Below are 24,578 nucleotides of genomic sequence, written 5' to 3'. Positions count from 1 at the left end.
GACGGAACGGTCGTCCGCTCATATCCTGTACAGCGATGTCACGTACGGTAGCGACGAGTACATCGTAACCGCAATAGGGAAGCCGATAACCGAGGCGGTGAAGAACGCCGCGACGGTTATCCATAGAAGGCTTAGCCACCATCCGATGAGGACGAAGTAGACGGCGCGTACGGGCAGCGATGCCTGCGCCTCACCGCCGTTCATCTCGACGCGTTCGTCCGTCTGCTTAAGCGACGCAACGAAAGGCGCGTAGTTTATAAGCTTTACACCGACGGGCAGTAGGACGACGGTCACGTTGCAGAGCCACGCGACGTAAAGCAGGAGCGGCGTCGCCCAGATACCCACGAGTACGAACCAGACGGCGCGGATAAGCAGGTTTACCACGGCTGGTATCTCTGTTTCGCGGCTTAAACCGTTTTCCGTCCCCGACGAACAGCCGAAACCACTTTACGCGTCTGCGTCGTTTGTACCGACGGTGAACAATCTTGCAGTGTGAGATGTGCGGTGCCGATACCGACGACCCGACGACGATACAGACCGAGGGTACACAGCTTGAGGTATGCTCGAACTGTACGGAGTTCGGTACCGTTCTGCACGACGAGGAGCGCGAGAAGACCAACGAATCCTCCGGCACCGGAGCCTCCGACTCAGCCGGTGGCGGAGGGAAGACCAAACAGTCGCCACCCTCTTCGGGCGGCGGACCGTCGCACGACCCTCTCGACGAGATGGGGACGCTCGCGCCCGACTACGACAGCCGTGTACGTAACGCGCGCGAGAACACGGGTACGACACAGGAGGAACTCGCCGACGAACTCAACGAGAAGCTCAGCCTCATACGTAAGATAGAGCGCGGCGAGATGCGCCCCGACGAGGATGTACGTACGAAGCTCGAATCCGAACTCGGCGTCTCGCTCACAGAGGAGGTGAGCGGCGAGGACTGGGACTCCGAAGGCTCGTCGGGCGGTTACACCGTCGGCGACATAATCGAGCGTAAGGACTGATGTTCCTCCTCGTCAACCTCAAGACGTACGAGGCGGGGACAGGAGACGCCGCCGTGCGTGTCGCCGAAGCGGCGCGCGACGTTGCCGACGAGACGGGTGTGCGTGTCGCCGTCGCCCCACAGGCGGTCGACCTGCGCGCCGTCGCAGAGACGGGTGTCGAGACGTTCGCGCAGGGCGTTGACGGTATCGGATACGGAAGCAGTACGGGCGCGATACATCCCGGCGCGATCGCGCGCGCCGGTGCGACGGGGACGCTCCTCAACCATTCGGAGCGCCGTCTACGTCTCGCCGGTATCGATGACGCCCTGAACGCCGCACGCGACGTGTCGCTCGAAACCGTCGTCTGCGCCAACAACCCTGCACAGTCCGCCGCGGTTGCGGCGCTTGAACCCGACGCTGTCGCCGTCGAACCGCCGGAGCTAATCGGTACGGGAACGCCTGTAAGCAAGGCTGACCCCGATATAATCACCGACACGGTCGACCGTGTCTCTGAGGTCAGCGACACACCCGTTCTCTGCGGCGCGGGGATAACGTCGGGTGACGACGTTGAGTCGGCGCTCGAACTCGGCGCGGAGGGCGTTCTCGTTGCGAGCGGCGTCGTCAAGTCCGAGTCGCCACGCGATGCGATGCTCGATCTCGTAACCTGAGACGCGAACACAGGGTTTTTTATCGCGGCGTGCCTCCCACCGACGGATAGAGATATGGATATCATAGACACCAAGAGTATGTCGAAGGACGACATACTCCGGCTTCTTGACCGCGCCTCTACGATCGGACCGTCGGACGCGCTCAGCGGACGCGTGCTCGGTCTGCTGTTCTTCGAGCCTTCGACACGGACGCGTATGAGCTTCGACGCCGCGGTGAAACGTCTCGGCGGCGACACCGTCGACATGGGGAGTGTCGACTCTTCGAGCGTCCAGAAGGGCGAGACGCTCGCCGATACCGTGCGTGTCGTAGAGGGCTACGCCGACGCCCTCGTCCTACGCCATCCGCGTGAGGGCGCTCCCCGACTCGCATCTCAGTTTGTGGACGTTCCTGTCATAAACGCCGGCGACGGTGCCGGACACCATCCGACACAGACTCTTCTCGACCTGTATACAGTACGTGAGAACGTCGACGCGTCGCTCGGCGACCTACACGTCGGTATCATGGGTGATCTCAAGTACGGACGGACGGTTCACTCGCTCGCGCTCGCGCTGGCTAAGTTCGGCGCGCGTGTAACGTTCGTCTCGCCCCCGTCGCTCCGTGTACCCGAAAACGTACGTACAGAACTCGAACGCGCGGGCGTGGAGTTCGACGAGGTGGAGGTTATCGACGGTATTGTAGGCTCCCTCGATGTCCTGTACGCGACACGTATACAGAAGGAGCGTTTCCCTGATGAGAAGGAGTACGAGAAGGTAGCGGGCGAGTACCGCGTTACGACCGAGACGCTCGAATCCGCGCGCGACGACCTCGTTCTCATGCATCCTCTTCCGCGCGTCGACGAGATAGCGCCGGGCGTCGACGAGACGGAGCACGCCCACTACTTCGAACAGGCGCACAACGGCGTGCCGGTGCGCATGGCTGTACTCGACACGGTGATGTAGATGGAGGAGCTAAAGATACGTCCCATACGGAACGGTACGGTCGTCGACCACATACCGCGGGGACAGGCGTTGAACGTCCTGCGTGTCCTCGGAGTCGATTCGTCGACGCGCGACGTCGTTAGCGTCGCCATGAACGTCCCCAGCGACGCGATGGGACGTAAGGATATCGTCAAGGTCGAGGATACGGAGATAGACTCGACAGAGGCGGACGTCATAGCTCTCATCGCGCCCGATGCGACCGTAAACGTCGTACGTGACTACGAGGTGCGTGAGAAGTATCAGGTATCGATGCCCGACGAGATACGCGGTGTCCTGTCGTGCCCCAACCCCAACTGTATCACCAACTCGCGCGAACCCGTCGAGACCGTCTTCGACGTACGTGACGGCGAGATGCGTTGCGACTTCTGCGGAACCGTCCTCGGTGACGAGATAGCCGACCATCTTGTCTGACCGGCGTCTAAGACGAAGACCTTTTGTTGTTTTGAGGACAGTGGTAGGCATGAATAACCGTCTCGTTCTGGCGTCCCTGCTCGTAATGTCGCTCTTCGTTCTACCCGCTGTCTCGGCTCAGTCGATCAGCCAAGGTACCGATACTGCTCAGGTCACCGGAAACCCTGAGATAGAACTCGCGGCTTCCGACAACCGTATACAGACGGGGACGACACAGACGGTTACCGTACAGGTCGCAAACAGCGGCGATATCACACGCGCGGGACCGAGCGATCTTGAACGACGCGTGACGACGGCGCGTAACGTCCGTTTCGAGATCGATAACAGCCGCCTGCCCGACGGGCTGGAGATACGTTCGGGACCCGTTCTCGTGGGTTCGGTTCCCGAAGGCGGTGCCGAACCGATACGCTTCACCTTCGATATCAGCGACGAACTCGACGCGGGGACGTACCGCGTTCCTGTCACGGTTAGCTACGACTACACGCGGCTTGCGGAGCGCACCTCCGGCGGTCAGACGCGGTACAGCGACTTCTCTACCGACGAGGTGGAGTACGTAACGCTCGTCGTCGAGGACGACGCGCGTTTCTCCGTCGAAGCCGTCCGATCCGAGGTTATAGCGGGTGACAGCGCCGACTACGTTCTGCGTGTTGAGAACACGGGCGTGAAGACGGCGCGTAACCCGCGCGTAACCCTAACCGCCGACGAGACGGGCGTCTTCTTCGGCGGGTTAGAGACGAGACAGCCGACCAAGACGGTTAGCATAGCCGACAGCCTCGCGTCGGGCGAGGCTACGCGCGTCTCCGTCACCGCGGGCGCTGGTTCTGACGTTACATCAGCCTCGTACCCCGTCGACGCTACGGTTAGGTACGAGTCACCCGGCGGTGTAACGCACGAGTCGCCCGCTACGACGGTCAGCCTCGCCGTCGGTAACGAACAGGGCTTCGGCGTCAGCCAGGTGGAAAGCGGTCTACGCGTAGCCGAGGACGGCGACCTCACGGGCGTTATACGGAACAAGGGACCGCGGAACGTCTCTAACGCCGTCGTTGTCTTCGACCCCGAAACAGACAACGTCAACCCTCGCCGGACGGAGTACGCGGTCGGCAACCTGTCGGTCGGTGAGTCCGCGGGGTTCAGCTACCGTGTCGCGGTTAACGGTGAGGCGGACGGCGGACCGCGCCGTTCGTCGGTCTTCGTTGAGTACAGGGATGTTGAGGACGATAGACGTACCAGCCAGCCGGTCGATGTCCTGTACGAGGTCGCCCCCGAACGCGACGAGTTCGATCTACGTTCGGATATATCGATCCCCGCAGGCTCATCAACCGTCGCGGAGATCGAGGTAACCAACGTCAAGGGCGAAACCCTGCGTAACATACAAGCCAGAATGTTCACCGACGACCCGCTCGACAACGGCGGCGACGAGTCGTACGTCCAGAGCCTCGAACCCGGTGAGACGACGACTGTCTCCTTCGATCTGTCGGTCTCAGGCGGTGCGACGCCCAAGACGTACGCGGCGACAGTCGACTTCAGGTACGAGGACTCCCAAAACGAGTCACAGATATCCGACACCTACCGGGTTCCCGTCGAGGCTACGGCTTCGAGCGGCGGCGGAGGAGGGGGTCTGCCCGTTCTACCCGTGGTGATAGTACTCGGCGTCGCGGGTGTCGCATGGTGGAAACGCGACGCGGTACGTGACCTTATAGGTCGTTGACGAGTCTGAGAAGCTTCTTCCTGTCCTTCTCAGGTATCTCGGCGTACTGAACCGCCTCGCGCACCGTCTCGTGGTCGCTCCGCATCTTGCGCGCGAGGTTGAGCATGGCGTCTTCGTCCGGGTTCTCCTCTATCTTACGTTTCAGCTCGTTCATCTCGCTCTCCAGCCTTTCGATAGCGTCCTTTCCCTCTGTGTGTGTCATGCCTCGGCGTAAGGTGCGCTCGCGTATAAGCCTGCGTCAGACGCTCGACATACGGCGAGGAACCGACGCAGTCACGTCGATGCCTTCGCCGTACAGAAGATGGGGATCGCCGTCGGGCTTTCCGAACCCGTTCGCGTCAAACAGTGTGTTGGTTCTGAACTCGGCGTCGGCGTCGTACAGCCTCCACCGTGGATGGGATATCTCGCCGCGTACAACGCCATCGCCGGAGGCGACGAAGAAGGCGTAACGCTCCGTCAGGAACTCGGCGAGCGAACCTTCGTCGACTACGAACCCCTCTCCCTTCGGACTGTACGTTGCGTCAAACTCCGCGGACGGGGCGCGCGGATCCCTCCGTGACGAGCCGAAACGTATCTCGCCGTCCCCGGTATCGACATCCGTCTTAGCCCTGTAGTACGGCAGGTCGTAGCCGAGGCGCGCACCCGTGACGCCGAGTATATCGTCGGCGTCGAGGCTGAAGAAGTAGACGCCGCGCTCGCCGCCGACACGGACGTAGGTGCGTAGGTTGAGTTCGGCGAAGTCGAGACCGAGACACCGTGGCGTTCCGCGCGGACGTATGTTACGCATGACGAAAGGCACGACACCGAGCCATGCGGCGCCGTCGTAGGTATCAACCTCGAAGCCTCCGGGTAGGTTCGCTTCGACGGTACCGGGTTCGACCCTCCAGTGTGCGAACAGCAGATCCTCCCACCGCATCGAGAGAACGTTCATGCCGGCGTTACGTTCCGCGCACGTATCGTAGTTCCGTTCCGGCGTCAAGCCTAAGTCGGCGAGGTGCGTATCGGTTCCAAGTTGCACGAATACGACTACGAGTACGAGACGGAAGACGGTGTTCTCCGTCTGGGGGCTTACAGGAACGCGTTCAACGCGTACGTCCGGTGGAGGCTTGAGGTACACGACGGCGAAGACGAGGTCAACCGCTCAGGCGAACTCGGCGGTCTAACACGTGACGGTATGCTCGTCCTCGACATACAGGGATACGTCAGGTCGAACGGCGACGCCGAGACGGTCGCACTCCCCGACGAGGCGGTTGAAGATCTCCGCGACGACCTCTCGGAGATACGTGAGGAGATAGGCGACGAGATGACCGACGACGAGCGCGAGGCTTTTGAGGACGACAAGAAGGTCATACTCAGGGCGCGCGAGATACTCGAAGACGAAGGGACGCCCTCCGTCGACGAAACCGACGAGTACGTCTTCGTTCCCGAAACCGACGGTGACGAGGACGGTGACGAGGTTACACTCCGCGCCAAGCCGCGCGACGGTGTCGCTGAGGTCGCTGTCGAGACACGCGCGGTCGAGGGGTACGCCCCCAAGTACGACCTCGGTTCGGGGGTTCTTTCGCTACCTGCCGACGACTGGGGGATCGCGCGTGAAATACAGGTTCCCGAGGACGTTGCCGAGCCTCTGCTCGACGACCTGATGGAGCTACAGGAAGGGCTAAACGAACGGAAGGAGGCTTACCACGATGCTGTCCGTCGTGCGCGCGATGAGGTTCTCGACGGATAGCTCTCGACGGGTAACACTCAACGGGTAGCTTCCGACGGACATCCCTCAATAGACATTTCCGACGGACAGCCGCCCGAACCGACGGAAAGCTTTTGTCGTAACGGCGTCAAGTAAGACTGCGGTGAGAAACGAAAGGAAACACACGTATGCCGCCTTCTGAACTCCTCGAAATCGTCGAAGGCGGAGAGCGCGAAAACATCGAGTTCAAGGAGCGTCTCGAACCTGAGACGCATCTCGAACGCGGTAGGTTGGAGTCTCTCGCCTCCCAGATGCGTCACCGTGTCTTAACGGGCGACGGCGTCGCCGTCTACGTCGTTGGCGTCACCGACGACGGAGGGCTGAAGGGCGTGTCGGAGGAAACGTACGACGAAACCGTCGATGTTCTTTCTACGGTTGCGTCCGAGGCGGACGCCGTCGTGCGCGACGTGGAGACGCACGAACTCGAAGGCGGACGTGTCGGAGTCGTAACCGTCGGCGACGCGCGCGACGAGACGGAGCATATCGTCGTCGGTACGGCGGGGCATGTCGACCACGGGAAGAGCACCCTTGTAGGCACACTCGTCACCGGAAGCGCCGACGACGGCGACGGCGGTACCCGCGCCTACCTCGACGTTCAGCCTCATGAGATAGAGCGCGGTCTGTCCGCAGACCTGTCGTACGGCGTCTACGGGTTCGAGGACGGCGAACCCGTACGTATGAACAACCCTCTCTCCAAACGCGAGAAGTCGGATCTCGTCGGAAGCGCCGATAGACTCGTCAGCTTCGTCGACACCGTGGGACACGAACCGTGGCTACGTACGACGATACGTGGTATCGTGGGGCAGAAGCTCGACTACGGTCTCGTCGCCGTCGCCGCTGACGACGGACCCACACGTGTCACGCGTGAGCATCTCGGCGTCCTCCTCGCCACCGACCTTCCTACGATGGTCGCCATCACCAAGATCGATGCCGTTACGGACGAACGCGCCGAAGAGGTCGAGAAGGAGGTCGCACAGCTCCTGCGTAACGTAGGTAAGGTACCGTACAGCGTAGCCAACAACGGCATCGACGCGGCTGTCGAACGTCTCCCTGAGGGCGTCGTCGTGCCCGTTCTACGTACGAGCGCCGTTACGCTTGAAGGATTCGACACCGTTGATGAGATGCTGTCGCGTCTCCCCAAGACACACGACGGCGCAGGCGACTGCTTCGAGATGTACGTCGACAGGACGTACAACGTCACGGGCGTCGGCACCGTGGCAAGCGGCACCGTAAAGAACGGCACCGTTGAGGCGGGCGACACCGTCTACCTCGGACCCACTCCCGACGGTTCGTTCCGCGAGGTCGAGGTACGTTCGATAGAGATGCACTACCACCGCGTCGACCGCGCCGAACCCGGTAACATCGTCGGTATCGCTCTCAAGAACGTCGACGACGAGGACGTGGAGCGCGGTATGTTGCTCGCCTCCGAACCGCGCGAAAGCGTACGTGAGTTCCGCGCCGAGGTCATGGTGCTAAACCATCCCACACGTATACGTTCGGGGTACGAGCCTGTCGTACATCTCGAAACCGCCTCGGAGGCGGCGGTCTTCGAACCCCAAAACGGAAACGTCCTTCCGGGTGAAACCGACGACGTACGCGTCCGTTTCAAGTTCCGCCCGTACGCCGTTGAGGAAGGTCAGCGTTTCGTCTTCCGCGAAGGGAGAAGCAAGGGCGTCGGTACCGTAAAGGAGATACTGTAGGCGGATTGACGGAGTAGGATCGGATTTATTACGCCCCGGCGCGTCGGTTAAGACATGATAGGCGAAGAGATACGAACCAACGCCGACGCGCCGATACGGGAACCGTCGAAGACAGCCTACCTCTTCCTCTCCGTCGTCGTCCTCCTCATCTGGGTTGGAGGCTCCGTTGTCTCGTCGTCGCTATCCGTGTAGCTACAGGTAGCCGCCCATCTCCTTGAACATACGTTCGGCGTCCCTGTCCTGCCGGCTAACACCCTTCGATTCGAGGACACGGCGTTCGAGCTTGTCGCGTGCGATACGTAGTGCGTTCTTGGGACCGTAGCCCTCGCCCTTTACGACGAACTGTCCCTTGTTGGTGTAGATGACGACGCGCGCGAGTATCAAAGGACTGCCCCGCATCTTCTCCTTGTGGCGTTTGAGATGGACGTGTGCGTGAAGCACCTGCATCTCGGCGTACTTGTCGGCGACCTCCTCGACCATCTCGGCGACATCGTCCGCCGACATGGGTTCGAGGAACTCGACGTTCGAGATCTGAACGTCCATATGCGATTCGTCCGTCCATGTCAACGAACGTAGGACGTCCGTCTTGGTGATTATCCCCGAGGGACCGCCGTCTTCGCCCACGACGATCAGCGACGAGAAGTCGCGGTTGAGCATACGTTCGGTCGCCTCGTCGAGCGGTTCGTCCGCTGTCGTCGTCTCGACGGGCGAGTTCATAACGTCCTCCGCGGGTATGTCGAGCATCCTGTCGGCGTCGCCGTGGCGCGGACCGAAGCCGCCTTGTACACCGCCGCTGGAGTCCCTGCTCTTGCCCGTTCCACCGCCGCCCTTGTCGCGCCTCTCCTCACGTACGCTGAAACCGAGTATGTCGTACAGAGAGACGATGCCTTCGAGACCACCGTCGACGACCGGCACGCGCGAAACCGCGTTCTCACGGAATATATTGATTATACGTCCGACCGTTGTGGAGGGCGTGACGGTTATGAGATCCTGCGTGTAGACATCCTCCACAGACAGGACGTTCAGTTGCGAGTTAACGTTGCGGAGGAGGTCGTTTGCGGTTACTACGCCTACCACGTCGTTACCCTCCTCAACCGGGAGAAACTTGAAGTCGCTCTCGACCATGAGGCGCGCCGTCTCGCGCACGTCCTCGCGCCGACCGACGCGCGGCGGGTTGCCGACGAGAGAGTCCGCCTTCTCGTCAGGGTTGACGTGTGACGAGATGAGCATCCTGCGCGTTACGACGCCTCTGTATCCGTCGCCTTCGACAACCACGGCTTCTTCACCCGACTCCTGGAAGAAGCCCTTTATTTTGGAAGCCCTTGCGTCGGGTTCGAACGTCTTGTACTCCGTCGAAACTACTTCTTCTATGTCCATTGGAACACCTTTCACGAAACTTGTCGCCGTATAGTAAGTCCCTTTCGGTCAGAGGACGGCGGTCGCCTGTTCGAGTTCATCGGCGTACTGCGTCCCTATGTACGTGATACCGAACAGGACTGCGTTGTAGAATCCGTGTGCAACGATAGGGACGGCGAGGTTGTCGGTCTTCTCGTACACAGCGCCGAGTATGATAGCGAGGCTGAAAAGGACGCCGAGTGTTATAGCAAGCTGGTTCAGACCCGCGCTGAGACCGCCGTACGACGGCACGTGTACCGCCGAGAACACAACGCTTGCGACGACGACACCCCCGCGTGTGCCGAACGACTCGGTTAGCTTCGTCTGTATTACGCCGCGGAAAAGAAGCTCCTCGCACGGTCCTATGACGAGGAGCGCGAGCGGTACCATGTAGAGCGCGAGACGCGGATCCGACTCTATCTGCTGTGTCGTCGCATGATCCGCCGCCTGTTGACCCAGTGATTCGATGACGACGGTCACGGCGACCACGGCGGCTAACATGGCGAAGATGCTACCGAATGCGATACCCAGATGTTTGAGCGACGGCTTCCGTAGACGGACGTAGCCGAAGCCACGGTCGGTGATCCACAGGAAGGCGACCGCGGTTCCCGCGAGACCGCCTATCTGCAGGGGTAGCATGAGCACGATGTTTCTCGCAGTATCCGAAAGACCGAGGTCTGCGACCGCCACCACGGATATTACGATGACTGTGGCGACGAGTCCGACGCCCATGCCGCCGACGGCGAGTCCGACGGCTATCCCGAGATCCCCGAGCTTCTCCCTTCTTTCGTCCGTCAGAAAACCCTCCCTCTTCGGAGACCGTACCGCGTCCGTCTCCGTCCCGTCGTACCCGTCGGGGTTCTCGTCGTCTACCATACTGAACTCCGGGGCGATTGTGTCGTTGTACCGTCCACCTGTCTCTTTATCATCATAGCGACGACGCTGAAATGCGTCTTGTCTAAGATTGCCCCTATACCCGCAAAAGGGTTTCCTTAACCGAACCGACGACCTCACGCTCTTCGGCGCAGGAGTCGTCGCCGAGGGCACCGCGCGCCGCGCGTTTCCCCCATTCGACACCGGGCTGGTCGAACGGGTTGACGCCCGCAAGCCTTCCTGCGACGACGGTCGCTATCTCGTACGTGTACAGGAGTTCGCCAACCTCCTCCGGCGTCACGCCGTCGAGTTCGACACGTACGTTCGGCACGTCGTCGCGCACGAGGGATGCCCGTGTAGCGTCGAGTTCGGCGGAGCGGAGTTCGTCGAGCGAAACACCGTTGAGGTAGCCCTCGTCCTCGACGACGAAGCCGTCTTCGCTCCCACCGGGGTCGACGAACGTAACGAGCTTGTCCCCCGGACCGTCGACGAGTAGCTGGAGGAGCGAGTGCTGATCGGTCGCACCGACCGCACGCACCGGCGTCTGTCCGGTTCCGTCCTTGCCGAGCGACTCCGCCCATATCTGGACGTACCAGTCGGCGAAGGTTTCGAGCCTCTCGGCGTAGGGCATCATCACCGACGCGCGTACGCCGCCTTCGCCGAGGAGATGGTTCGTCGCTCCTAGGGCGCGTCCTGCGTCGTCGAGTACGCCCGCGTCCCGTTCCACCGCCCCATCTTCGCCGCCCCGGACGACCGACTCGACATCGACACCCGCGAAAGCCGCGGGCAGAAGACCGACCGTAGAGAGCGCCGAGTAACGTCCGGGAACGTCTGCGAAGGTGAATGTTGCGCGCGTATCGGCATCCCGGAGAGGTGAAGCTTCGCCGGTTGTAACGACGGTGTTCTCGGACGGCTCTACGCCCGCCTCGCGTAACGCGTCACGTACGACGGCGTAGTTAGCAACCGTCTCGGCTGTACGTCCGCTCTTCGACACGACGCTGAAGACGGTGTCCCTCAGGGGAACACTGTCGAGGAGGCGCGCCAGAGCGTCGGGGTCGACGTTGTCGACAAAGTAGACCGGCGCGTCGGGGGCGAGTGCGTCGACAACCGTCGCACCACCGAGTGAGCTACCCCCGATGCCTATGTTAACGAAAGCATCGAACCTCTCGGCGAGACGAGCGCCCGCCTCGGCTATCTCTCCGGCGTCCGTGCGTTCGGGGAGACGCGCGACGTTCTCCGGCACGTCGACCTCGTCCGCGCCGCTCTCGGCGACTTTGTCGCGTGTAAGACCGCCGTCGACGCGTTCTTCGAGGACGTTCGACAGATCTACGTTCACGACTTCCTCACGACGGCTGTGAGGTCGCTCACGAGTGCGCTTGCCGTCTCCGAACTCCCCGCGCCGTGTCCCGTTACGGTCACCTCGCCCGCGAGATCCGCATCGAAGGATACGACGTTGAGCGTCCCACCCACGTCGAGTGCGTGCCCTTCGGGTACGAGACGCGGCGCGACGCTGAGCGCGTCCTCCGAAACCTCACCGACTAACTTGACGACGTGTCCCGACTCGCGCGCGAGACGTAGCGAGTCGGGGGTTACCTCCGTGATACCGTCTACGTCAACGTCGTCGAGGGTTCTTTCACCCTCGAAAAGGACGTTCGAAAGTATGACGCATTTGAGCGCCGTGTCGATACCTTCGACATCGAAAGTCGGGTCGGACTCTGCGATACCCATGTCCTGAGCCTCGCCGAGGACGTGCTCGTAGGTCAGACCCTCTTCAAGCATACGTGTGAGTATGAAGTTGCAGGTTCCGTTGAGTATACCGCGTACCCCTGAAACGTCGTCGCCCGCGAGCGACTCGCGTACGGTGTTTATCGTCGGTATAGCTCCCCCGACGGCACCCTCCATACGTACCTCGACGCCCGCCTCGTCGGCTTTCTCCATGAGTTCGGCGTACCGCATAGCCAACGGTCCCTTGTTCGACGTTACGACGTGCGCCCCGTTGTCTATCGCCGTCATCATGTAACCGAACGCGGGTTCGGCGTCGCCGAGCGTCGTCGGGCTTGCCTCCACAAGCACGTCGTACTCGGCTTCTTCGAGAGCGCCGACCGTATCCTCGCCGTCGCCGACGACGCCTTCGTCTTCCTTACGTTTCTTGACCGAGGCGAGATCCAAGCCGTCTCCGTCTACCGCGACGGACGACGAGTCAGCGACAAGAACCACGTCAACGTCTACGGGCGCACCGCCGAGGACGGCGTCGGCGAACCCGCGTCCCACGGCACCGAATCCGACAAGGGCTACACGTACCACTCAGACCACCCCTATGGGTTGCATCTTGACGAGTTCCTTCCGGTCGCAGACACCGTCTATCGCCTCGACAGCCTGTTCAAGCTTCTCCTCACACGTCGCGTTGACGACGATACGCGCGCTCGAGGTTTCGTCGGCGTCGTCGGGCATCGCGAGCGAGAAGTCGACGATCTTGACGCCCTCGTCCTCGACGCTCTTTATAGTATCCGTGACATCCGTGCGGACGATATGCCCTACGAGTACCACGGTCATCGACTCGTGGAACTTCTCCTCACCGAACTTGGCGACACGTATGCCCATCTCCTGAAGGCTGTCGAGAACGTCCTGAAGACGCTCCTCTACGACCTCAAACGTTATCTCGACAGGGAGTGTCCCGCGCGGCGTAACCTCACCGCGCTGGTGCGTCACGCTCACTATGTTACCACCGTTGTCGGCGACGGGCTGGAGGGAGTTCAGAAGTTCCCCCGGTTCGTCGCTTAGCTCCAGCGTCATCGTAACAATCATTCTTTGGTGCGGAATGCCGCCGCGTCCATATATCGTTTTATGTATGGTCTTAGACGTCCTCGACGCCTGATCCCGTAATAACGAACTCGGCGTCGACACCTGCGGGCTTAGACGGATGTTTCTCGACGGTCGCCTTCCTCCTGTCGCTGACCGCAGACCTTTCGAGACGGAGGATTATCTTCGTCCAGTGCTCCATCGCGCGTCCGCCGAGCGGCGCTACGTCGTCTGTCGTGCTTTCGACCGCCGTGTAGATCTGGTTCGTGAGCACGACCGCCATACCGTAACGCCGCGCCATCCCGGTTAGCTGTGTAACCTGTCTCGTAAGCCTCCGTAGGGCGGACTCCTCGTCGCCGTCGTCGCGCTCGACGCGGTAGAGACCCGTCGCCGAATCGAGAACCACGAGATCCGTTTCCGCGGCGAGGTCTTCGACGTCGCGCACCGCAACCGCCTGTTCGTCGAAGCCGTAGACATCCTTGATTATGAACTCGTGCGCGCGTTCCTCTATACCGTCGCCGCCTATCTGGCGCAGACGGTCGAGGCTCAGACCTTCGGTGTCGATGTATGCGACTCCTCCGCCGTTCTCGACCGTCTCGACGGCTGTCTGCATACAGATATTCGTCTTACCCGCGCTCGGCTCGCCGTAGACCTGTGAGACGGCACCGCGCGGAAAGCCGCCGCCGAGGAGTTCGTCGAGAGCACCGCATCCCGTCGATAGGCGCGCGTCGTCGTCCGTACCGTGTTGGCGTCCTTTCATTCTACCCGGACGACCCCGACGAGCGAGTTTACCTCGACGCCGTCTATCGATGTCTTACCCGACTTGTTCGCAAGAACCGCGGCGGATACGGGCGTGCCGCCGTTCTCCTCCACGAAACGCACGGCTTCGGTCATCGTACGCCCCGTCGTGACGACGTCGTCGACGACGACGCACCGCGCACCGTCGACGCCGGCGAAGTTCCTGCTGAAGGAGCCGCTAAGCTCGTCGTAGTCGTCCTCACCCCATTTCTGCTTACGTGGCGTGTACTCGGCGAGGCGTGCGTCGAACTTCTCGGCAACGAGCGTTGCGAGCGGAACCCCTGCCTTGGCTATACCGACGACGGCGTCGGGTTCCTCGTTGAGATCCTCGGCGATAAGCTCCTTCATCGCCTCCGCGACGAGCGAGAGACGGCGCGAGCTACTACCGACCGCGGACCAGTCGAGATGTATGTCACCCGGTGCTTCGTCGCCCTCATCCGTCCCCGTGGACGAATGCGTCAGGAGCCAGTTAGCCGTCTCGCGCGAGACGTTTAGCTCGTCGGCGATCTCGCCGCTCTTGAGACCGCGCTCCTTGAGTTCGTGCGCGCTCTCCATCAGGTCGTCGACCTTCTTCATGGACGACGTACGGCGGGAGCGGTTTTGTAGCTTGCGCCTGTGGCTCAGTCGACGACGCCGGCAACCCTACACGGAGCGCCGTCGCCGTCGACGATCTTAAGCGGAAGGGCACAGCACCGAAAGCTCTCACCCGTTACAGCGCCGAGGTTGGTGAGGTTTTCGAGTAGGAGGACACCGTTGCTCAGAAGCATCTCATGTACGGGATACGGCGGTTCGTCGGGCGAAGGCGAGTCGATGCCCAGAATCCCAATCTCCGAACCGACAACCTCGTTAGCCGTCTCCTCCGACACGACGGGGAAGCCGTCGTGGTACCTCTGACCGTACCCCTCGGAATGTCCCGTTCTGAAAAGAAGTATCTCGGTATCCTCAGCTAAACAGCTCAGATCGGTCTCTATAACCTCCTGACCACGTACGTCGACCACGACGGCTTCGCCGACGAAGCTCTCAGGCGGATAGTCGTCGAGGGTTCTGCCTCCTTCGATCATATGCGCGGGCGCATCGATATGAGTACCGACGTGTGAACCGAACGCGAGGCGTTTGACCGCGTAGCCGTCGTCGTCTACGGTTGCTGTATCCTTCACCTCCGTGTCGGGGTCGTCAGGATACGTCGGCGTCCCCTCGTCCAGCGGCATCGTAAGATCTACGGTTTCCATGCCTGACGTAGACGCGGCGCTCCCGAAAAGATACCGGCGGACGACGCCGAACAGATGCTGTTTTATGAGCCGACAACGTCGTTTCCGTATGGAGGTAGACGAGGACGAGATAGGCGACACGCCCCTGATACGTCTCGAAGGGGTCGGTGAACCCGACGGCGCGAGTATCTACGCCAAGGTCGAGTGGTTCAATCTCTATTCAACGCCGTACGGCGGCGGGTCGGTCAAGTCCCGCCCTGCGCTCTACATGATAGACGAGGCGGAGCGGTCGGGCGAACTCACGGAGGACAAGACGGTTATCGAACCCACGAGCGGTAACACGGGTAGCGAGGTCGCGAAGATAGCACGGAACCGCGGCTACGACGTTACCATCGTCATGCCCGACAACGCGGGTGAGGGGAAGGTAAAGACGGTCGAGGAGACAGGGGCGACGGTCGAGTTCGTCGACGCCATGGAGGGCTACGACGCTGTCATAGAGCGCGCCGACGAGATACTCGCGTCCGACCCCGACGCCTACTACAAGCCCGACCAGTACTCGAACCCCGCCAACCCGCGTTCGCACGAGGAGACGACGGGCGTCGAGATACTCGAGCAAGCGCCCGACGTGACAGGGTTCGTCGCGGGTGTCGGAACCGGCGGGACGATCACGGGCGTCGGGCGGGCGCTTTCGGGGGAAGCGCGCACAGTCGCCGTCGAACCCGACTCGGCGATGCACGCGATCGACGGTCTCAAGTTCATGCGTGAGGGCGAGCATATCGTACCGGATATCTACGACGGCTCCGTCTTCGATGACAAGCTCTACATATCCACCGACGACGCCTACGACAACGCGCGTACGCTTAAGGAACGTTACGACGACGAGGATCCTGAGGTCGTCCATCCCGGCGCACACGACGAGGAAACCTTACGCGACGTTATGCGTGTCAACCAAGACTTCCTCACCGGCACGTCATCGGGATGTAACCTCGAAGCCGCTATACGTCTCGCCGAGTCGTACGACGACCCGTCCGAGGCGCGTATCGTCACGGTGTTCTGCGACCGCGGCGACAAGTACACGAACAACCTCTGGCGCGACTACTTCGCGTGAAGACGTACGTCCCTTTCTGCCCCGACGAGCCTAAGACGCGTCTCTCAGACGTGATGACCGAACAGGAACGCGTCGGCTTCGTCTACGCCTGTCTCGCCGATGTATGCGATTCCGTCGACACGGCTGGCGCGGAACCCGTCGTTCTCACGACCCAATCGCTCGACGGACGCGCCGGTGTCGCCGATAGATACCAAACCGTCGTGCGTGACGAACCGCTTACGCCCGTCGTAAACGCGGTTCTGACCGACGAAAAGAAGCCCGTCGCTGTCGTCGTCGCCGACCTACCTCTTGTAACGCCCGACGCCCTCCGTCGTCTGTACGAACCCGATGCAGGTTTCGTCGTCGTACCCGGACGCGGCGGGGGTACGAACGCCTTCGTGACGCGCGAAGACGGCTTCCGCGTCGACTACCACGGAACCTCCTTCGTCGACCACGTCGAACGCGCACGTAAACTCGGCTGTTCGGTTGAGGTCGTCGACTCGTTCCGTCTTTCGACCGACGCCGACGAACCCGTTGACCTCGTCGAGTCTCTGCTACACGGCGACGGAAACGCGGCGGGGTTCGTCGAAGATCGTTTCGAGGTAGCCGAGGACGGAGACGACCGCGTGAGCCTACGCCGACGTTAACCAAGCTGAAAAAGAAAGGTGGAGCGCGAGCCTACGAGGTTAACCCGTCCAACGTTCCATCGCGTCTGTTTCGACGCCGAAGCCGTCGAGTAGCTTTGCCGCGAACACCTCGACGACCTCGTCGACCGTTTCGGGGCGCGTGTAGAAGCCGGGCGAAGCGGGGGCGACGACAGCGCCCGCCTTACGCGCCTCCAGCGCGTTTTCGAGATGCGTCCGCGCCATGGGCGACTCGCGCGGCACGAGAACGAGACGGCGTTCCTCCTTCAGACAGACGTCGGCGACACGTGGCACGAGACCCTCGGCGATCCCGTTTGCGACGTATCCGAGCGTCTTCATAGAGCAAGGGCAGACGAGCATGCCGTCGAAGTCGAACGAACCCGACGCTACCGACGCGCCGACGTTCGTCGGTGAGTGTGCGACGTCGGCGAACCCCTCCACCTCCGCGGGTGTCAGATCCGTCTCGGCGTCGAGTACGCGGCGCGCGCCTCCCGTAACGATCACGTGCGACTCGACGTCCGTATCCACAAGAAGCCGTAATGCGGCGACGCCGTACTGAACGCCGCTCGCGCCCGTGATTCCGACGACGATTTTCATGGACGAAAGAGGCGCGCCGACCGCTAAAGACTTCCGTTCGGGTCACGAACCGTAGACGATGGCTGAGCGCCGCGCCGAATACGCCGACCCCGACGAGGTCGACGCGATCCTGAGCGTCACGCCCGATGAGACACGCGCCCCTGACGAGGTAACCTTTGCGCGTAACGTCTTCCTGCCCCTGTCGACCGCTTGCGTCAACTCGTGCGACTACTGCGCCTTCTACGACGAACGTGGCGAGGCGTCGCTCATGACGCCCGACGAGGTGCGCGAGACGGTCGAACGCGGTGCGCGCGCCGGATGCACCGAGGCGCTGTTCTCCTTCGGCACGCGCGCAGAGACGTATCCTGCGGTACGCGACGAACTCGACAGTATGGGGTACGACGACGCTCTTGACTACCTGTACGACTGCTGTCTTGAAGCACTCGACCACGGTCTTCTGCCACACACGAACGCTGGCGTTATGACGCGTGACGAACTCGGACGCCTCGGCGACGTAAACGCCTCAATGGGTCTTATGCTCGAAACGACTGCGGAGGTCAAGGCGCATGAGGGCTACGCGACGAAGAAGCCCGAACGCCGTCTGCGCGCGATAGCCGACGCGGGACGCGAGGGCGTACCGTACACGACGGGTATACTCGTCGGGATCGGCGAGACGCGCCGCGACCGTGCGGAGTCCCTTCTGGCGATACGTGAACTCCACCGCGAGTACGGGCACGTACAGGAAGTTATAGTACAGAACGTCGTTCCCAACGAACGTTCGGGGTTCGCGCGCCCGTCGACGGGGACGGTACGCGAAACCGTCGCAATGGCGCGTTCTGCGCTCCCCGACGACGTGGAGGTACAGGTACCGCCCAACCTGACCGACGACCTACCGTCGCTCGTACGCGCGGGTGCGGGAGACCTCGGCGGCGTCTCACCCCTGACAGACGACCATATCAACCCTGATTACGACTGGCCTGCGGTCGAGCGCCTGCGTGCGGTCGCCGACGAGGCGGGGTCGGAGCTCGAAGAACGTCTACCCGTCTATCCTCACCACGTCAACGACGGCTGGCTATCGACACGTGTCGAAGAGGTCGTAGACAAAGCACGGAAAGAGTTTTGACCGAAGCAGACATCGGTTCCGTATGACTAAAACTTACACCGTGAGTTTTGTTAGGACGGACGAGACCGTCGAGGTTTCGGCGAACCAGACCGTTCTGAACGCGTGTATCGAGGCGGGTATCGCACACGAGTACTCGTGCCGTGTCGGGACGTGTCTCGCATGCGTCGCACGTCTCGTAGAGGGCGAGGTCGAACAGCCCGGTTCGCGTGGTCTTTCGTCGGACGAAGCCGAGGAGTACGTACTGACGTGTATGGCGCGCCCTGTCTCGGATCTCACGCTCGAACGCGACGCGTACCCGACGACGGTCGAGGACGCCGTGTCCGCGGAGGAAACCGTCTGATGGACGAGTCCCTTTACGCCGACGACGAACTTACGGTTGAGGAACGTTCGCTCCTACCGAGCGAGGGCTTCTTCGTACCCGAGGAACACCGTGAGAGACGGCGCGAGGAGGAGTTCGAGGAGGATGTCGTGGGAAAGTCGACGGTCATGCTCGTCGACGGCGACGCCGACGGTCTCGCCTCCGTCGTCCTCGGCAGAGAGGTCTTCGACGACCTCGGCTGGACGACGGGCTCTCCCAACCATCTCGGCGACGCCTTCGAACGTCTCGCCGAGCATACCGATGAGGGCGCGACGGTCTACGTCGTCGACCTCTGCCCCGACGCAGACGTACCCCTCGAAGGGTTCGAGACGGTCGTCGAAAGCGCCTCTGCCGTACACTGGTACGACCACCACGAATGGGACGACGACGTACGTGAGACGGTCGAAGCGATGGGTGTCGACGTTGTCGTGGGCGAAAGCGACGAGGTCTGTTCCGCGGACGTAACGCTCGAACAGTTCGAGAGCCACGGACACGTCTTCGACGACGCCGTACGCGAACTCGTAGCCGTCACACGCGACCACGACCTCTGGATACGCGACGACCCGCGCTCCGACGACCTCGCCGACCTGAGCGTCTACCTGAGCGCCGACGAGTACGTCGAAGCCGTCGAGGACGGTGTCGAACTCGACGACGAGTACGCCGAGTTCCTCGCGGAGAAACGCGAGGAGAAGAACCGTCTCGTAGAACTCGCCGTCGAACGCGCGACCTTCGAGGATGTCGGCGGCGTCACCGTCGCGCACACGTACGGACGGTGTTCGCAGAACGAGGTCGCCGAGGCGTTACGCGAGGAAGGCGCGGACGCGTCGGTCGTCGTCAAGCCCGAAGGCGGGACGTCGCTACGCGGAACCGACGGGTTCGAACGTTGTCACGAGGTCGCGCGCCTACTCGACGGCGGCGGACATCCGAAGGCGGCGGGATGTAAGCCCGACATCTTCGGTACCGTACTCGACTACGCGCGACACTGGACGACAGACGGCGAGGAGGCGCGCGGTGTGGTTCTGGACGCTTTCGAAGAGTTGTTAGACTCGTAGTTAACGCGTAAGTAGACCGTATTAGTCTACTTATGTGGTCGTCTTCACGCTCTACGCGTGCAACCACCGGAGTTCAACGAAGACCGGTTCAACCCGGACGCGGAACTGCCGTACGGGCTGGAACCGAAGAGGTAGCCGAGGCAGTACGGAGCTTCTACGGGTTCTACGACGACCTGAACCGTTTTCTTCTGGACGAGAACCACGGTCGTATCGAGACGGTACTCAGAGCTAACAACGCTCTTTCCGACTTTGTGGGAAACGTCGTAACCGAGGAGCTGGCAGACGCCAGCGACTCATTGGTAGTGAACCGGAAGCCTGACGCATTTCCCGACCTTCTTCCCGTAGACAGAGACGAATACGCCGACGATGGATACGAGATACATCACGGTGATCACGGGATAGAGACGAAGTGTAGCAAGAGTAGCGGAGGATGGCAGGCACACAACAACGAAGAGGCTTGGTTCATCGTCTTCAGGTACGAGAGAGGTAGCCCCGAAGACGAGGCTGAGGAGATGGATCCGATACGTTTCACGCAGGTTCTCGCCGCTAGCCTTGACGAAGACGACTGGAGCCATTCGGGGCGCGGGGAAGGTTCGCGCCGAACTATCACCTCCTACATAATCGTGTCGGGCATGCATAAGCTCCGGAGCAACCCCGTCTACGAAGACCCCGACGCGATCACGGGTCGGGGAGAGGAGTTGGTAGAGTACAGGAGAAGACACGGTTCGTTTGACTCCGAGTTTGCCGAAAGGAACCCCGAATACCTCGACTAGCTAAAGTCGGAAAGCGAACTCTCTTTTTCACCCGGCGAACCCACATCTTCGCGCTTCTCCATCTCGGTTTCGACCTCGGCTAACCTTGGGACAGCCTCCTCTGCCATCTCCCTGAACGTCGCGTCTATCTCCATACCGACCGCATCGTATCCAACTGCTTCTGCCGCGGCTACCGTCGAGCCTGAACCGATAAACGGGTCTAAGATAGTTCCTTCGCCGAGAGGCAGAGAAGCATGACAAAGCTCTCTCATCAGTCTCTGTGGCTTGAGGTTTGGGTGCGCTCTCGCTTCGTCCCCGTCATCGGGATGTGCCTCTCTGACTATCTCCGTCTCTTCCTTAGGCGTCTTTCCGTTCCCCAGTAGGTCGGTGAACGGACGCGCTTCCGACTCACGACGTAGTCCCCCGGTTTCCCATTCTTCCAAGCTGTCTTGGAGACGACCTTTGAGGGGCTTACGGTAGAGAAGCCAAGGCTCCCAGTAGACTCTGGGCATGGAGGAAACCATGCTGTACTCCTCGTGTGCACCTTTCGGTCGGTCACCTCCTCGGAGTGTCTTGGCTTCGCGCACCAGAACGTCACGTCTTTCGAGACCCGCCTCGTCCAACTGACGCGAAACCTCGTGCATCAACAGCTGGGTGGTAGCGACGAAGATATGACCACCGGGACGCAGGACGCGCTCAACCGACTCACCGAACGTACGAAAAAACTTCCTCAGCTTTTCCTTGTCGTCTTCGCTCAGAACCGTAAACCTCGGTAGAGGTTTTCTCTTGTTTCCGTCTAACTCCGGCGGTATCCTCCAGACGCCGCCCTCTCCGTCACGCATCTTCTCCACGTTTGCGGTCTCGAACTCCACGACACCGTACGGCGGATCAGTCACCACGGCATGGAACCGATTTTCGGGATACCCCTCTAAAAGGTTAAATGCGTTCCCCTTGTGAAGTTCGTAGCTCATCGGTTCTTGTTGCGGGTCATAGCCTCTTATTCTCTACCTTTCTCTAAGCTACGAACACGTAAGTATCTTGAGGTAAAACGTAGGTAAACCAATAACTCTACGTAACCCAGTTAGAGGTAATGGGTAAAATAGAAGAGGACGCTTCGTTCGTGGTTCGCTCCCGTCACCGTGTCAGGGTTCTGAACGTCCTTTCTGAGAGGAACGCGATACCCGCGGGAATCAAGAACGAGACGGGTCAGGAGTACTCACGGATCACCGAAGCCCTGAGTTCTCTGGAGGAACGGGGTCTCGTCAGACTCCTCGTGGACGAAGACACGAAACGCGGACGCCTGTATGGGGTTACTGACAGGGGAGAGGATGTGTACGAGTACCTGAGAGAGAATGGCATGATGTAGTTAGAATAATAACAACAGTCCTAAGACTTTTGTCCCCGGCGTGGCAACACCTACCATGGTCTTACGAGGAGACGAGGAAGGCTTCGCGCCTCCGTTTGACTCATCGCTGTACGGCGCGTCGTTCTCCCCCTCAACGCCCGGTACGGAGTACGCCATAGAGTACGAGGACTGCGACGCGCTCGCCGCGTTCTTCACTCTCGAAGACGGTGCGTCGGAGGACGTACGCGGTATACTGCCCGAAGGCGTCGAGCCGTTTTCGGAGCCCATGCAGGGCGGCGTTCTCGTCGCGCGGTACCCGTTCTCGACCGTCGGCGAGTACAACGAGTTTATCGCGCTCGTTCAGGTCGAGGACACCAACGGCGATATGGCGTACTACATACCGTACATCTACGTAACGAACGACTCGGCGATGGCGGCGGGGCGCGAACTCGCCGGAGCGCCCAAGAAGATCGCCGACATAGGCTTCGACCGCGAGGGAAGTGTCTACGAGGCGACGATGGAACGCCCGAAGGGTAAGAACCTCCTGTCGCTCACCGCGACGCCTGAGCAACGCGCGACGGGGAGCATGGTCGATGCACTCCTTCCGTCGCCTACGCCGCTTCTGTCCGTGCGTCACCTCCCGCCTATCGAGGGCGGCGACGGTCTGACGCAGTTGGTCGAATGGTACGCGGATTTCGAGTTTAAGGAGGACGAAGAAGGACGCAAGATGTGGAACGGTCCCGCGTCGGTGACGTACGAGTCGCATTCGGCGCATGACCCGGTTCACAAGCTTCAGCCCGATACCGTCCTTATGGGGGCGTACGCGAAGTTCTCCATGGAACTCGGTGTAACGGAGGTGCAGAAGGAGTGGGACCTTTAGAGATAGACGCCTCGTACGAGGGGTACGAGTCGGAACTACGCGACGCCGTCCACGAGGTGGCGCGCGACGTCGTCCGTCCCGCGGGGCGTGAAATCGACCGTATGCGACCGGACGAGGTACGCGAACTCGACCACGACAAGGGTGTCTACGCCGACGCGATGGACGCGATGCACGAGGTCGTCCCGCGTAGCGCCTTCCTGCCTGAGGAGTTCGGCGGCGACGGTATGAGCGGACGCGAGTTCCACACCGTCATGGAGGAGTTAGGCTGGGGTTCGTCGGGTATCGCCATGGGGTTCGCGGTCGATATAATGCCGCCTCTGTTCGCAACGCTCTCGTTCGACGACGAACTGCGCGAGTCGTACGTCGAGCCTTTCCTGAGCGGCGAACTCGATCATCAGGGCTGTTGGGGCGTCACCGAACCCGCGCACGGCTCCGAGACGCTTCAGGCGGAGTCCCTCCTCAAGGAGGGTAACGAAGATATCGCGCCGCCGCAGGTCACCGCGCGAAAAGAGGGCGACGGGTACGTTATCAACGGCGCTAAGGCACCGTGGGTCTCTGCCGGACCCCTCGCCACACACTGCGCCCTCCACGTCGACGTCGACGCCTCCGAGGGTAGCCACGGTGGTCTCGCCGTCGTACCTCTCGACGCCGAAGGCGCGGAACGCGGCACGGCGATAGACAAGATGGGACAGCGTGACTGCCCGCAGGGCGACGTCTCCTTCAACGAGGTACGTATCCCCGACCGTAACATGGTACTCGGACCCGACGCGCTCCATCCCGACACGGGATACGTCTCGTTCGATCAGATCCTCTGCGTCACCTCGTGCGGCGTCGCCGCCGTCTCGACGGGTCTCGCACGCGCCGCCTTCGAGGAGGCTCTCGCCTACGCACGCGAACGCGAACAGGGCGGCACGCCCATCGCCGAACACCAGACGGTCAAGAAGAAGCTGTACGACATGTTCGAGAAGGTCGAGACGGCGCGCGCCTACTCACGCCGCGTCTGCGAACACGTCTGGGATCGCACGCTCGAATCCTTCGAGTTCGACGCCTCACACAGGCACGCCGTCGCCGGACAGGTCTACTGCAAACGCACCGCTTTCGAGGTCGCCCACGACGCCGTACAGATACACGGCGGCAACGGGATCACACGCGACTACCCCATCGAGAAGATGTTCCGCGACGCACGCGTAAAGCTCATAGAGGACGGAACCCTCGACGTTCTTGCACTCGAATCCGCCGAAGGGATAATCGACGAGTACAGTATCTAAATGTAAGGGGACGGTGTCATCACACGACACGACCAAGGCGTCTCGCTCCTACTCGGACTCGTTGCCATGGCGATCGCGTGGACGGCGTACGACATCGAAGTACTCCCTTGGCTCCTACTCGTAGGCGCTGTAGTCTCCGGTCTGTACGAGTTCTACAGGCGGGGAAAGGCGAGTGCCTCGGGGCTTGACCCCGAGGGTGAAGCCCGTCAACACGCTTAACTTGCTACA

32 protein-coding genes are annotated in these 24,578 nt (G+C 61.4%); 18 read left to right on the top strand and 14 right to left on the bottom strand.

Going from position 1 to position 24,578, the window contains the following annotated elements:
- Positions 1-18 precede the first annotated feature (18 nt).
- The gene (locus EGH25_RS11300; RefSeq protein ID WP_476729816.1) at positions 19-345 is read right to left on the bottom strand and encodes a YccF domain-containing protein; all 327 of its coding nucleotides are present in this window, start codon (positions 343-345) and stop codon (positions 19-21) included.
- A complete protein-coding gene (locus EGH25_RS12380; protein ID WP_476729815.1) occupies positions 227-634 on the bottom strand; it encodes a DUF8138 family protein in 408 nt (135 codons plus the stop codon). The genes EGH25_RS11300 and EGH25_RS12380 overlap by 119 nt, the downstream gene beginning before the upstream one ends.
- Between EGH25_RS12380 and EGH25_RS11295 the strand changes: the two genes are divergently transcribed.
- From EGH25_RS11295 to EGH25_RS11275, 5 genes are read left to right on the top strand one after another with little or no spacing between them, the layout of a single operon-like run.
- Complete coding sequence (locus tag EGH25_RS11295) at positions 531-1,001, top strand: multiprotein bridging factor aMBF1 (protein ID WP_476729814.1); 471 nt, start codon at positions 531-533, stop codon at positions 999-1,001. The two genes, EGH25_RS12380 and EGH25_RS11295, sit on opposite strands and share 104 nt — an antisense overlap.
- The gene (gene tpiA, locus EGH25_RS11290) at positions 1,001-1,648 is read left to right on the top strand and encodes a triose-phosphate isomerase (RefSeq protein ID WP_266088638.1); all 648 of its coding nucleotides are present in this window, start codon (positions 1,001-1,003) and stop codon (positions 1,646-1,648) included. Before EGH25_RS11295 ends, tpiA begins: the two co-directional genes overlap by 1 nt.
- Before the next feature lie 54 nt (positions 1,649-1,702).
- Positions 1,703-2,587, top strand: a complete 885-nt coding sequence (gene pyrB / locus EGH25_RS11285) for an aspartate carbamoyltransferase (protein WP_266088636.1) — start codon at positions 1,703-1,705, stop codon at positions 2,585-2,587.
- Entirely contained in the window at positions 2,588-3,037 is a 450-nt protein-coding gene (pyrI, locus tag EGH25_RS11280; protein WP_266088634.1) for an aspartate carbamoyltransferase regulatory subunit, read from the top strand.
- 49 nt (positions 3,038-3,086) lie between these two features.
- The gene (locus EGH25_RS11275) at positions 3,087-4,745 is read left to right on the top strand and encodes a COG1361 S-layer family protein (protein WP_266088632.1); all 1,659 of its coding nucleotides are present in this window, start codon (positions 3,087-3,089) and stop codon (positions 4,743-4,745) included.
- Here EGH25_RS11275 and EGH25_RS11270 read toward each other — a convergent pair.
- Positions 4,732-4,947, bottom strand: a complete 216-nt coding sequence (locus EGH25_RS11270; protein ID WP_266088630.1) for a hypothetical protein — start codon at positions 4,945-4,947, stop codon at positions 4,732-4,734. The two genes, EGH25_RS11275 and EGH25_RS11270, sit on opposite strands and share 14 nt — an antisense overlap.
- 36 nt (positions 4,948-4,983) lie before the next feature.
- Entirely contained in the window at positions 4,984-5,676 is a 693-nt protein-coding gene (locus EGH25_RS11265; RefSeq protein WP_266088689.1) for a YqjF family protein, read from the bottom strand.
- Positions 5,677-5,757: 81 nt separating this feature from the next.
- Here EGH25_RS11265 and EGH25_RS11260 point away from each other — a divergent pair, with 81 nt between their 5' ends.
- From EGH25_RS11260 to EGH25_RS11250, 3 genes are all read left to right on the top strand, one after another.
- Positions 5,758-6,474: a hypothetical protein gene (locus EGH25_RS11260; RefSeq protein ID WP_266088628.1), complete on the top strand. Its 717-nt coding sequence runs from the start codon at positions 5,758-5,760 to the stop codon at positions 6,472-6,474.
- A 146-nt stretch (positions 6,475-6,620) separates the two neighbouring features.
- Entirely contained in the window at positions 6,621-8,192 is a 1,572-nt protein-coding gene (locus tag EGH25_RS11255; RefSeq protein ID WP_266088626.1) for a GTPBP1 family GTP-binding protein, read from the top strand.
- Between the two features lie 54 nt (positions 8,193-8,246).
- On the top strand, positions 8,247-8,384 hold the full coding sequence (locus EGH25_RS11250) for a hypothetical protein (RefSeq protein WP_266088624.1): 138 nt from the start codon (positions 8,247-8,249) through the stop codon (positions 8,382-8,384).
- On the opposite strand, the gene EGH25_RS11245 is transcribed toward EGH25_RS11250, so the two are convergent.
- The 8 genes from EGH25_RS11245 to EGH25_RS11210 all read right to left on the bottom strand — a co-directional run bounded on the left by EGH25_RS11245 (position 8,385) and on the right by EGH25_RS11210 (position 15,286).
- A complete protein-coding gene (locus EGH25_RS11245; RefSeq protein ID WP_266088622.1) occupies positions 8,385-9,569 on the bottom strand; it encodes a CBS domain-containing protein in 1,185 nt (394 codons plus the stop codon). It lies immediately after the preceding gene.
- 48 nt (positions 9,570-9,617) lie between these two features.
- The gene (locus EGH25_RS11240; protein ID WP_266088620.1) at positions 9,618-10,463 is read right to left on the bottom strand and encodes a CPBP family intramembrane glutamic endopeptidase; all 846 of its coding nucleotides are present in this window, start codon (positions 10,461-10,463) and stop codon (positions 9,618-9,620) included.
- Between the two features lie 94 nt (positions 10,464-10,557).
- Positions 10,558-11,796 carry a glucose-6-phosphate isomerase gene (locus EGH25_RS11235; RefSeq protein WP_266088618.1) on the bottom strand — a complete coding sequence of 413 codons (1,239 nt, stop codon included), beginning with the start codon at positions 11,794-11,796 and terminating at the stop codon, positions 10,558-10,560.
- A complete protein-coding gene (locus tag EGH25_RS11230; RefSeq protein ID WP_266088616.1) occupies positions 11,793-12,764 on the bottom strand; it encodes a homoserine dehydrogenase in 972 nt (323 codons plus the stop codon). The genes EGH25_RS11235 and EGH25_RS11230 overlap by 4 nt, the downstream gene beginning before the upstream one ends.
- Entirely contained in the window at positions 12,765-13,265 is a 501-nt protein-coding gene (locus EGH25_RS11225) for an amino acid-binding protein (RefSeq protein ID WP_266088614.1), read from the bottom strand. It abuts the gene before it with no gap.
- 49 nt (positions 13,266-13,314) lie between these two features.
- Positions 13,315-14,019 (bottom strand): DNA repair and recombination protein RadB, encoded by a 705-nt coding sequence (gene radB, locus EGH25_RS11220; RefSeq protein WP_266088612.1) that lies wholly within the window; start codon positions 14,017-14,019, stop codon positions 13,315-13,317.
- On the bottom strand, positions 14,016-14,633 hold the full coding sequence (locus tag EGH25_RS11215) for an orotate phosphoribosyltransferase-like protein (protein WP_266088610.1): 618 nt from the start codon (positions 14,631-14,633) through the stop codon (positions 14,016-14,018). Before EGH25_RS11215 ends, radB begins: the two co-directional genes overlap by 4 nt.
- Positions 14,634-14,677: 44 nt before the next feature.
- Positions 14,678-15,286 (bottom strand): cyclase family protein, encoded by a 609-nt coding sequence (locus tag EGH25_RS11210; RefSeq protein WP_266088608.1) that lies wholly within the window; start codon positions 15,284-15,286, stop codon positions 14,678-14,680.
- A gap of 88 nt (positions 15,287-15,374) precedes the next feature.
- Here EGH25_RS11210 and EGH25_RS11205 point away from each other — a divergent pair, with 88 nt between their 5' ends.
- Positions 15,375-16,373 carry a PLP-dependent cysteine synthase family protein gene (locus EGH25_RS11205; protein WP_266088606.1) on the top strand — a complete coding sequence of 333 codons (999 nt, stop codon included), beginning with the start codon at positions 15,375-15,377 and terminating at the stop codon, positions 16,371-16,373.
- Entirely contained in the window at positions 16,370-16,999 is a 630-nt protein-coding gene (cofC, locus tag EGH25_RS11200; RefSeq protein WP_266088604.1) for a 2-phospho-L-lactate guanylyltransferase, read from the top strand. The genes EGH25_RS11205 and cofC overlap by 4 nt, the downstream gene beginning before the upstream one ends.
- Positions 17,000-17,038: 39 nt before the next feature.
- On the opposite strand, the gene EGH25_RS11195 is transcribed toward cofC, so the two are convergent.
- The gene (locus EGH25_RS11195; protein ID WP_266088602.1) at positions 17,039-17,593 is read right to left on the bottom strand and encodes a UbiX family flavin prenyltransferase; all 555 of its coding nucleotides are present in this window, start codon (positions 17,591-17,593) and stop codon (positions 17,039-17,041) included.
- A gap of 58 nt (positions 17,594-17,651) precedes the next feature.
- Here EGH25_RS11195 and cofG point away from each other — a divergent pair, with 58 nt between their 5' ends.
- The 4 genes from cofG to EGH25_RS11175 all read left to right on the top strand — a co-directional run bounded on the left by cofG (position 17,652) and on the right by EGH25_RS11175 (position 20,878).
- Positions 17,652-18,695 (top strand): 7,8-didemethyl-8-hydroxy-5-deazariboflavin synthase subunit CofG, encoded by a 1,044-nt coding sequence (cofG, locus tag EGH25_RS11190; protein ID WP_266088600.1) that lies wholly within the window; start codon positions 17,652-17,654, stop codon positions 18,693-18,695.
- Between the two features lie 22 nt (positions 18,696-18,717).
- Complete coding sequence (locus EGH25_RS11185) at positions 18,718-19,035, top strand: 2Fe-2S iron-sulfur cluster-binding protein (protein ID WP_266088598.1); 318 nt, start codon at positions 18,718-18,720, stop codon at positions 19,033-19,035.
- Positions 19,035-20,105 (top strand): DHH family phosphoesterase, encoded by a 1,071-nt coding sequence (locus tag EGH25_RS11180; protein ID WP_266088596.1) that lies wholly within the window; start codon positions 19,035-19,037, stop codon positions 20,103-20,105. Before EGH25_RS11185 ends, EGH25_RS11180 begins: the two co-directional genes overlap by 1 nt.
- A 251-nt stretch (positions 20,106-20,356) precedes the next feature.
- Entirely contained in the window at positions 20,357-20,878 is a 522-nt protein-coding gene (locus EGH25_RS11175; RefSeq protein WP_266088594.1) for a hypothetical protein, read from the top strand.
- Here EGH25_RS11175 and EGH25_RS11170 read toward each other — a convergent pair.
- Entirely contained in the window at positions 20,875-21,828 is a 954-nt protein-coding gene (locus EGH25_RS11170; RefSeq protein ID WP_266088592.1) for a DNA-methyltransferase, read from the bottom strand. The two genes, EGH25_RS11175 and EGH25_RS11170, sit on opposite strands and share 4 nt — an antisense overlap.
- A gap of 119 nt (positions 21,829-21,947) precedes the next feature.
- On the opposite strand from EGH25_RS11170, the gene EGH25_RS11165 reads away from it, so the two are divergent.
- The 4 genes from EGH25_RS11165 (at position 21,948) to EGH25_RS11150 (ending at position 24,569) form a co-directional block, all read left to right on the top strand.
- Positions 21,948-22,223 (top strand): helix-turn-helix domain-containing protein, encoded by a 276-nt coding sequence (locus EGH25_RS11165; protein WP_266088590.1) that lies wholly within the window; start codon positions 21,948-21,950, stop codon positions 22,221-22,223.
- A 55-nt stretch (positions 22,224-22,278) separates the two neighbouring features.
- Positions 22,279-23,082 (top strand): acetoacetate decarboxylase family protein, encoded by an 804-nt coding sequence (locus EGH25_RS11160; RefSeq protein WP_266088588.1) that lies wholly within the window; start codon positions 22,279-22,281, stop codon positions 23,080-23,082.
- Positions 23,070-24,350, top strand: coding sequence for an acyl-CoA dehydrogenase family protein (locus EGH25_RS12180; protein ID WP_266088586.1), 1,281 nt, complete (start codon positions 23,070-23,072; stop codon positions 24,348-24,350). Before EGH25_RS11160 ends, EGH25_RS12180 begins: the two co-directional genes overlap by 13 nt.
- Positions 24,351-24,416: 66 nt before the next feature.
- Entirely contained in the window at positions 24,417-24,569 is a 153-nt protein-coding gene (locus EGH25_RS11150) for a hypothetical protein (RefSeq protein WP_266088584.1), read from the top strand.
- Positions 24,570-24,578: the final 9 nt, after the last annotated feature.

The organism is Halorutilus salinus (assembly GCF_026242195.1).
In the GTDB taxonomy this organism is placed as follows: domain Archaea; phylum Halobacteriota; class Halobacteria; order Halobacteriales; family Halorutilaceae; genus Halorutilus; species Halorutilus salinus.
This window is presented reverse-complemented; position numbering and strand designations above follow the sequence as displayed.

Bases quoted from the DNA above. Each gene is read 5' to 3' on its own strand.
- EGH25_RS11245 (WP_266088622.1), bottom strand. From the start codon at position 9,569: ATGGACATAGAAGAAGTAGTTTCGACGGAGTACAAGACGTTCGAACCC.
- EGH25_RS11270 (WP_266088630.1), bottom strand. From the start codon at position 4,947: ATGACACACACAGAGGGAAAGGACGCTATCGAAAGGCTGGAGAGCGAG.
- EGH25_RS11210 (WP_266088608.1), bottom strand. From the start codon at position 15,286: ATGGAAACCGTAGATCTTACGATGCCGCTGGACGAGGGGACGCCGACG.
- EGH25_RS11165 (WP_266088590.1), top strand. From the start codon at position 21,948: ATGGGTAAAATAGAAGAGGACGCTTCGTTCGTGGTTCGCTCCCGTCAC.
- EGH25_RS11215 (WP_266088610.1), bottom strand. From the start codon at position 14,633: ATGAAGAAGGTCGACGACCTGATGGAGAGCGCGCACGAACTCAAGGAG.
- EGH25_RS11170 (WP_266088592.1), bottom strand. From the start codon at position 21,828: ATGAGCTACGAACTTCACAAGGGGAACGCATTTAACCTTTTAGAGGGG.
- EGH25_RS11185 (WP_266088598.1), top strand. From the start codon at position 18,718: ATGACTAAAACTTACACCGTGAGTTTTGTTAGGACGGACGAGACCGTC.
- EGH25_RS11275 (WP_266088632.1), top strand. From the start codon at position 3,087: ATGAATAACCGTCTCGTTCTGGCGTCCCTGCTCGTAATGTCGCTCTTC.
- EGH25_RS11160 (WP_266088588.1), top strand. From the start codon at position 22,279: ATGGTCTTACGAGGAGACGAGGAAGGCTTCGCGCCTCCGTTTGACTCA.
- pyrI (WP_266088634.1), top strand. From the start codon at position 2,588: ATGGAGGAGCTAAAGATACGTCCCATACGGAACGGTACGGTCGTCGAC.
- EGH25_RS11240 (WP_266088620.1), bottom strand. From the start codon at position 10,463: ATGGTAGACGACGAGAACCCCGACGGGTACGACGGGACGGAGACGGAC.
- cofG (WP_266088600.1), top strand. From the start codon at position 17,652: ATGGCTGAGCGCCGCGCCGAATACGCCGACCCCGACGAGGTCGACGCG.
- pyrB (WP_266088636.1), top strand. From the start codon at position 1,703: ATGGATATCATAGACACCAAGAGTATGTCGAAGGACGACATACTCCGG.
- EGH25_RS11180 (WP_266088596.1), top strand. From the start codon at position 19,035: ATGGACGAGTCCCTTTACGCCGACGACGAACTTACGGTTGAGGAACGT.
- EGH25_RS11150 (WP_266088584.1), top strand. From the start codon at position 24,417: ATGGCGATCGCGTGGACGGCGTACGACATCGAAGTACTCCCTTGGCTC.
- tpiA (WP_266088638.1), top strand. From the start codon at position 1,001: ATGTTCCTCCTCGTCAACCTCAAGACGTACGAGGCGGGGACAGGAGAC.
- EGH25_RS11205 (WP_266088606.1), top strand. From the start codon at position 15,375: ATGGAGGTAGACGAGGACGAGATAGGCGACACGCCCCTGATACGTCTC.
- EGH25_RS11195 (WP_266088602.1), bottom strand. From the start codon at position 17,593: ATGAAAATCGTCGTCGGAATCACGGGCGCGAGCGGCGTTCAGTACGGC.
- radB (WP_266088612.1), bottom strand. From the start codon at position 14,019: ATGAAAGGACGCCAACACGGTACGGACGACGACGCGCGCCTATCGACG.
- EGH25_RS11265 (WP_266088689.1), bottom strand. From the start codon at position 5,676: ATGAACGTTCTCTCGATGCGGTGGGAGGATCTGCTGTTCGCACACTGG.
- EGH25_RS11255 (WP_266088626.1), top strand. From the start codon at position 6,621: ATGCCGCCTTCTGAACTCCTCGAAATCGTCGAAGGCGGAGAGCGCGAA.
- EGH25_RS11225 (WP_266088614.1), bottom strand. From the start codon at position 13,265: ATGATTGTTACGATGACGCTGGAGCTAAGCGACGAACCGGGGGAACTT.
- EGH25_RS11250 (WP_266088624.1), top strand. From the start codon at position 8,247: ATGATAGGCGAAGAGATACGAACCAACGCCGACGCGCCGATACGGGAA.